Raw genomic sequence first — 2,869 nt, forward strand, 5'->3', positions numbered from 1 at the left:
TTCACGCATTGCGAGAAGAAGCCCTTGCCGAAAACTTTGACTTCTTCCGTAAGCTCCGGCCCCGCCAATTCTGCCGTGCCGACGCCGAAGATTGCCTTGGGGTGGTATTCAACGTTCAGTTCCTGCAACTTGGCTGCATGCTCACCACGAAGGCGAGACAAAACGAGAAGAGCTGCCTCAAAGCCGCCAGTCGCGGGACCAGCTGTAAACAGCTTGCCGTCTTCAACCACGGAACCGCCCTCGACGACGTCGCAGCCGAACTCAGACAGGCGATCGATACATTGAAGATTGGTTGTTGCGCGCTTGCCTTGCAGCAAACCAGCCGCGCCAAATAGCAAGGCGCCAGCGCAAATCCCGATAAAGTAGGGCTCGTGCATGGCCTGCTCTTGAACGAAGGCAATGGTTTGCGGATCTGAATATACCTGCGGCGCCATGGCTCCCGCCACAAGAACGTCCAACTGCGGGCACTCCGAATATGTTGTCGTTGCGGCCAGCGGTAGGCCACCCCATGCGCGGATCAACTCCTTGGTCTTTCCCACGTGGTAAAGCTCCACGCCTGATGAGAATCCTAAGACCGATTGGACCCCAACGACGTCCATCAACAAAACCCCAGGTTCGATAAGCACGCCCACCTTGATGGGGCGATCTGCAATCTCGTTCACTTTGGACTCCAATCCGCAAACATCCTTTTGCAGTCCGCAGCTTAGTGGCCCGTTGCTTGGCGTAAACGACAATAAATTGACGATTTCCGCCAAAATCGGTACTGAGCAATCAATCGCCCCATGTTGCTCATGGATGCCGTCGCGGAACAAAGGTCCACACATGCCACCAACGAAGTCGGTGCAACTCATTGCTTTCTCTAGGATGAGTTTTCTGGATATATCCGGGCCGCTCGATGTGTTCCTCACTGCAAATCTCGTCGTCGATGGACCTCATCAGCCTTATGATGTTTCTGTCCTGTCGCCTGCTGGTTCTGTGGAGATGCCCGCAAGTATCTCCATTCATACCGACGCGTTAAGCGAGGATACGGCGGCGCCGCATACATTGATTGTGCCGGGTGGACCGGGCATTCATGCCTTTTGCGAGGGGGACCGGTTCAAGTCCATTTTCGAGGTGCATGCCAAAAAGGCGAGCAGGCTAGCGTCGGTATGCACCGGAGCCTTTGCATTGGCTGCTGCTGGGCTGCTCGATGGGCGCCGGGCAACGACACACTGGCAGTCCTATGACGACCTTGAGAGCCGTTTTCCCAAGGTGCTCGTGAAAAGGGGTCCCATCTTTATCAATGACGGTCATATCTGGACATCTGCCGGCGTGACCGCGGGAATAGACCTCGCGCTTGCGATGGTTGAACAGGATCTTGGACAGGCCGTGGCGCTCGAAATTGCCCGCAACCTTGTGATGTTTTTGAAGCGGCCGGGCGACCAGGCGCAATTCAGTGTTCCCCTCACATTGCAATCCGAGAGCGGTCGCTTCTCCGACCTTCATGCCTGGATGAGTGCCAATCTTGCTGAAGACTTGTCGATCCCTGTGCTCGCAACACGTATGAACATGAGCGAGCGCAGTTTCCTGCGGCACTATCGCAGTCATACGAGACGCACACCGAGCAAGGTGGTTGAAGCGCTGCGCCTGGAGGCGGCGCGGCATTTGCTTCTCAATACCGATCACCCCATGAAAGATATCGCCGCCCGATGTGGTTTTGGGAATGAGGCAACGTTCTTGCGGCGATTTGGCAAATCGTTTGGCACCAGCCCCGGCCAGCATCGCGCACATTTTGGATCCCAGATGCCAGATTAGAATGCCCAGCGCTTATGGCGATCCAGCCTTGAAAAGCTCGATGCGAGCATGCTGGACGGCTGCATCCATCAAGCCCCGAGACGCAACAAGTCGTGCGCGCGATGCTATCGCCGGGCGCATGGCGGCCACGTTAATTTCGGCTTCTGAAGAGTGATCGCGGCGCGCTGAGGCGACCGCGGGTCACCTGGAGAGCCGATGAGACAGCCATCCGCCTTTGATCTCGACACGATAGCGCTGACCGTCTTTTCGGCAAATGGCGCGAGGGGCAGCTTGGCCTGGGGGCGCAGCACATGAGTCTGGAGGAGCTCGAAAGCCTGGTCAAGCGCCAGAATGCCTTCATAGACTTCCCGAACCGGCCGTGGATGCCCGAGACGACGTCCCCGAGGGGGCATGTCTATGATGTCGTGATCGTCGGAGCCGGGCAGAGCGGGCTTGCGGCTGCCTATGGGCTTATGCGCGAGCAGGTAACGAATATCATCGTACTTGATGCGGCCCGCGAGGGGGAGGAGGGCCCCTGGACAACGTTCGCACGGATGATCACCCTGCGAACGCCGAAGATACTTAGTGGGTTGGACTTCGGCAATCCGTCGCTGTCGCCGCGCGCCTGGTTCGAAGCGCAGTGGGGCAGATCAGCCTGGGACGAACTCACAAAGATTCCGCGAGGTATGTGGCAGGATTATCTGATCTGGTACCGGCGCGTGCTGGGCATTCCGGTGCGCAACGACAGCCGCATAATCGACATCGCGCCCGCGCCGGCGGCAGGGCTCTCTCTGCGGGCCGCTGATGGCAACGAATACCTGGCACGCAAGCTCATCCTTTGTACTGGCCTCGACGGCAGCGGCCGATGGGAAGTTCCATCGGTGGTGAGCGCAGCGCTGCCGCGCGATCGCTACGCCCACACCGCTGATGCAATCGATTTCGGCGCTCTTGCCAGGCGCCGAATCGGGGTCTTGGGGAACGGGGCGTCGGCGTTCGACAATGCGGCGGTGGCGCTTGAGCGGGGGGCTGTACAGGTATCACTCTGCCTTCGCAAGGAGACCTTTCCACGCGTCAATGTCCATAAATGGATGGAGAC

At 58.4% G+C, this 2,869-nt stretch carries 3 protein-coding genes; 2 read left to right on the plus strand and 1 reads right to left on the minus strand.

Going from position 1 to position 2,869, the window contains the following annotated elements; translation table 11 throughout:
- Positions 1–851 (minus strand): DJ-1/PfpI family protein (locus EN935_RS29510; RefSeq protein WP_245489080.1); only part of this gene is annotated, 851 nt, incomplete at its 3' end.
- A gap of 13 nt (positions 852–864) precedes the next feature.
- Between EN935_RS29510 and EN935_RS29515 the strand changes: the two genes are divergently transcribed.
- Positions 865–1,794, plus strand: coding sequence for a helix-turn-helix domain-containing protein (locus EN935_RS29515; protein ID WP_245468689.1), 930 nt, complete (start codon positions 865–867; stop codon positions 1,792–1,794).
- A 290-nt stretch (positions 1,795–2,084) separates the two neighbouring features.
- Positions 2,085–2,869, plus strand: a 785-nt coding sequence (locus tag EN935_RS29520) for an NAD(P)/FAD-dependent oxidoreductase (protein WP_164771428.1), incomplete at its 3' end; no start/stop codon positions are given.

It is taken from the genome of Mesorhizobium sp. M7D.F.Ca.US.004.03.1.1 (assembly GCF_003998635.1).
GTDB classification, from domain to species: Bacteria; Pseudomonadota; Alphaproteobacteria; order Rhizobiales; family Rhizobiaceae; genus Mesorhizobium; species Mesorhizobium loti.

What these genes read in the sequence shown, in the direction of transcription:
- EN935_RS29515 (WP_245468689.1), top strand. Translation starts at nt 865, where the DNA reads ATGAGTTTTCTGGATATATCCGGGCCGCTCGATGTGTTCCTCACTGCA.